At 66.7% G+C, this 3,741-nt stretch carries 4 protein-coding genes; 1 reads left to right on the top strand and 3 read right to left on the bottom strand.

What is annotated here, in order from left to right; all coding sequences use genetic code 11:
- Window positions 1–107 precede the first annotated feature (107 nt).
- The gene (locus tag VKI00_RS26390) at window positions 108–1,622 is read right to left on the bottom strand and encodes a carotenoid oxygenase family protein (RefSeq protein WP_324443512.1); all 1,515 of its coding nucleotides are present in this window, start codon (window positions 1,620–1,622) and stop codon (window positions 108–110) included.
- Between the two features lie 77 nt (window positions 1,623–1,699).
- Between VKI00_RS26390 and VKI00_RS26385 the strand changes: the two genes are divergently transcribed.
- Complete coding sequence (locus VKI00_RS26385) at window positions 1,700–2,386, top strand: TetR/AcrR family transcriptional regulator (RefSeq protein WP_324443510.1); 687 nt, start codon at window positions 1,700–1,702, stop codon at window positions 2,384–2,386.
- A 50-nt stretch (window positions 2,387–2,436) separates the two neighbouring features.
- Here VKI00_RS26385 and rplL read toward each other — a convergent pair whose 3' ends face one another.
- Window positions 2,437–2,829 carry a 50S ribosomal protein L7/L12 gene (rplL, locus tag VKI00_RS26380; protein WP_324443508.1) on the bottom strand — a complete coding sequence of 131 codons (393 nt, stop codon included), beginning with the start codon at window positions 2,827–2,829 and terminating at the stop codon, window positions 2,437–2,439.
- Window positions 2,830–2,861: 32 nt separating this feature from the next.
- Window positions 2,862–3,500 carry a 50S ribosomal protein L10 gene (gene rplJ / locus VKI00_RS26375; protein ID WP_324443506.1) on the bottom strand — a complete coding sequence of 213 codons (639 nt, stop codon included), beginning with the start codon at window positions 3,498–3,500 and terminating at the stop codon, window positions 2,862–2,864.
- Window positions 3,501–3,741: the final 241 nt, after the last annotated feature.

Raw genomic sequence — 3,741 nt, 5'->3', positions numbered from 1 at the left:
CTCACCGCTGCCCAAGCCCAGCTTGTGGCATGAGTCACTGTAGCGCACCGGTGGTGAAGGAGATGCGATGTGCGGCTATCGCCGGAAAATCATGATCAGTGATTCCGTCACGCCCGCGGCGACCAGTTGCCATGAAAGCCCATCGGCACTCGCTGCGGCAAGTGGACGGTGGCCACCGATTCGCAGGTTTGCGCGTCGAGCAGCACCAACTGACCCTCGTCGCGGCCGCGGTGGTAGCCGTAACCGATCAGCACGCCGTCATCCTCGGCAGCGTCGTGCTCGCTGGTCGTGGGACGCGGCACGAAGGACATTTCGCCGACCAGCAGCTCGGGGTCGAGCGGGGCAACCGTGCGCGATCCGGTCGCATAGTCGTGCTTGTACAGCGATGTCGACATTTGAGTTCTGCCTGAGTCGAGGAACCCGCCCTCGAGGCCCACGGTGTAGCCGAAGCGATGCCGGCCGCCCAGCAAGGTCTCGTTGATCCGGGGGAATTCCTGCGCCCGGTCGTCGCGGCATTCGCTGTTCACCGCACCGGTGGCCAGGTTGATCGTCCACCGGTCCAACGTTGGCGTGCTCTCGCCGGGCCCGCGCCGGTCGCGGTCGAACATCCGCTGGTAGCGCACCACGTCGAGGACGAGCACCTCGCTGCCACCCCGAATTTCGGAGTAGGCGTTGAGCGGGTGGTAGAGGTAGCAAGGCTCAATCTCGAACCACCGCACATCGCTGTTGCTCCCCTCCCGCGGCATCACGCCGATGCGCGCCGGGTAGTTGGGATTCCACGCGTATGGGAGTCCTTCCGCGACACGCTGGCCACGGCTGGCCATCGCGGCGATGGGGCCCGGGATTCGAACTCGTCCGATCAACGACTGGATTGCCAGCCGGGCGGGCAGTTGAAGCCAGCGCGGCACGGACGCGGGCATCACCTGCACCGGGTCGAATGTCACCGGCAGGTCGTAGAGCACCACGTACTTATCGGTGAGCGAGAAGTCGTGCATCATCGGCGACCCGGCCACCTCGATGTCGACCGTGCGACGAGCGTGACCATCGGTGTCGATGACCGAGTACTGCACCGTTCGACCACGGGCGAACGAGTAGGACACCGCGTGCAGTTCGCCGGTTTTCGGATCACGGTGCGGGTGAGCGGTATAGCCGCCTGGCAGGGTGCCATCGAAATCACACGGGCCGACGGTGTCGAGATCGTCGGTGAGTTCGTAATTGGCAACCCCGGCCTCGATGAGGGCCAGGGTCCGCCCGCCGTGCGAGAGCACGTTGGTGTTGGCCCCGATGGCGGGCATGCCGGCCCGCAGGTTGCGCACCGCGGGTGCGGGCTCGCGCAGGGCTGCGCACGTCGCCGGGCCGCGGACCCACCGGTTGCGATACCAGCCGGCCTTGCCGCCCTGCAGCGATACCCCGTGCACCATGCCATCGCCGGTGAACCAGTGATAGGTGGCGGGGTCGACCTCGGCGGCGGGGTTGGGCCCGTTACGCAGGTATCGCCCGTCGAGGAATTCGGGGATGTGTCCGGTGACCGCCAGGTCGGTCGCGGTCACCTCGGCGCTCACCGGCGCCAGGAAGTCATCGAGATACGGGTTCGCCGGTGTGGCGGTGGCTGTGCTGGGCACGTCGGCCTCCTAGCTCCTATAACATTGATATTTCATTGTTATACAGACCGCAGGGGCCCTGTGTCAAGATGTCAGCGATGAGTCCGGCGAATTCGCAGACCGAGCGCAACGTGCGTGCCGAGTTGCTGCACGCTGCCGTGGCCATCCTCAACGAGGAGGGCCCCGACGCGCTGCAGACACGCAAGATCGCCAGCGCCGCCGGAACGTCGACGATGGCGGTGTACACGCATTTCGGCGGCATGCCCGCGTTGATCGCGGCGGTCGCCGAGGAGGGGTTGCGCCAGTTCGACGCCGCGATGACGATGGCGCCGACGTCGGACCCGGTCGCGGATCTGATGGCCACCGGGATTGCCTACCGGCGCTACGCGATCGAGCGTCCGCACATGTACCGGCTGATGTTCGGCAGCACCAGCGCGCACGGCATCAACGCGCCGGCACACGATGTTGTGACGCTGTCCGTGGCCGAAATCAACGACCACTATCCCAGTTTCGCGCATGTCGTGCGGGGTGTGCACCGCTGCATGCTGGCGGGGCGGATAGCCGCCGGCTCAGCTTCCGACGACGCCACCGTGGTGGCTGTCGCCGCTCAGTTCTGGGCGTCGATCCATGGCTTCGTGATGCTCGAACTCGCGGGCTATTACGGCGCGCAGGGCAGCGCCGTCGGGCCGGTACTCAGTGCGTTGACGACGAATCTTCTTGTTTCGCTAGGTGATTCGCCCGAGCGTGTGCGCGAGTCACAGCGCTTGGCCGTGCAGCCGCGCTGAGTACACGAAACCCCGGAGCCTGTGCGGCTCCGGGGTTTTCGCTGAGTCGACTACTTGACGGTGACGGTGGCGCCGGCGGCCTCGAGCTTGGTCTTGGCCTCCTCGGCAGCCTCCTTGGGAGCCTTCTCCAGGACCGGCTTGGGTGCGCCGTCGACCAGGTCCTTGGCCTCTTTCAGGCCCAGACCCGAGACGATCTCACGGACAACCTTGATGACGCCGATCTTCTTGTCGCCGGCGGCCTCGAGGATCACGTCGAACTCGGACTGCTCCTCGGCTGCCTCGGCGGCCGGAGCGGCGCCGCCAGGAGCGGCAGCGGCGACGGCGACCGGAGCGGCCGCGGTGACCTCGAAGGTCTCCTCGAACTTCTTCACGAACTCCGAGAGCTCCAGCAGGGTCAGTTCCTTGAACGCGTCGAGCAGTTCGTCGGTGGACAGCTTGGACATGGTGTGGGTCCTTCCTTGGTGGGGGTTTGGGGTTATTCGGTGGTTTCGGTGGGGGCCTCAGCGGTGGGGGCCTCCGCCGCTGGTGCTTCGGCCGTCTCGGTCTCTGCTGCCGGAGCCTCGGCGGCGGGCGCCTCTGCTGTCGGAGCCGCAGGCTCTTCTGCGGCCTTCTTCTCCTGCAGCGCGGCAACGAGCCTGGCCACCTGGGAGGCCGGCGCGTTGAACAGCCCGGCCGCCTTCGAGAGGTTGGCCTTCATCGCACCGGCCAGCTTGGCGAGCAGCACCTCGCGCGACTCCAGGTCGGCGATCCGCTCGACTTCGGCGACGCTCAGCGCGCGGCCGTCCATGTAGCCACCCTTGATGACCAGCGCCTTGTGCTCCTTGGCGAAGGTCTTGATGGCCTTGGCGGCATCGACCGCCTCGCCGCTGACGAATGCGATCGCGGTGGGTCCGACGAACAGCTCGTCGAGCCCCTCCACGCCCGCCTCCGAGGCGGCCCGCTTGATCAGCGTGTTCTTGGCGACCGAGTAGGTCGCCGAGCCGGACAGCGACCGGCGCAGCTCGGCCAGATTGGCCACGGACAGCCCGCGATACTCGGTGATCACGGTGGCAGTCGAGGCCCTGAACTGCTCGGCGATGTCTGCAACGGCGGTGGCTTTGTCAGCGTGGGCCATGCATACCTCCTTGGGGGTCACGGCCCGGAAATGACGAACGCCCCGACGCAGGAAGCGGTCGGGGCGTAAACAGTGCGTCGGCGTGCGGCCGACGACGGTGTGCCTCGTCCTCCTGCGTGGGCCGCCGGGAATTCCCGGACCTTCAACCGATTTCTCGGTGACCGACGGTCTTCGGTGGATCGGCGTCCACAATAGCGTGGCCTGCCGCTTTCAGCCAAAACGGGCGCCAACCACATCTGCC

It is taken from the genome of Mycobacterium sp. (genome assembly GCF_035314665.1).
In the GTDB taxonomy this organism is placed as follows: domain Bacteria; phylum Actinomycetota; class Actinomycetes; order Mycobacteriales; family Mycobacteriaceae; genus Mycobacterium.
Note: the sequence above shows the minus strand (reverse complement) of the source record. Positions and strands in the feature narration are given on the sequence as shown.

Excerpts from the sequence above, each read along its gene's own strand:
- rplL (WP_324443508.1), bottom strand. The coding sequence starts at position 2,829 with ATGTCCAAGCTGTCCACCGACGAACTGCTCGACGCGTTCAAGGAACTG.
- rplJ (WP_324443506.1), bottom strand. The coding sequence starts at position 3,500 with ATGGCCCACGCTGACAAAGCCACCGCCGTTGCAGACATCGCCGAGCAG.
- VKI00_RS26385 (WP_324443510.1), top strand. The coding sequence starts at position 1,700 with ATGAGTCCGGCGAATTCGCAGACCGAGCGCAACGTGCGTGCCGAGTTG.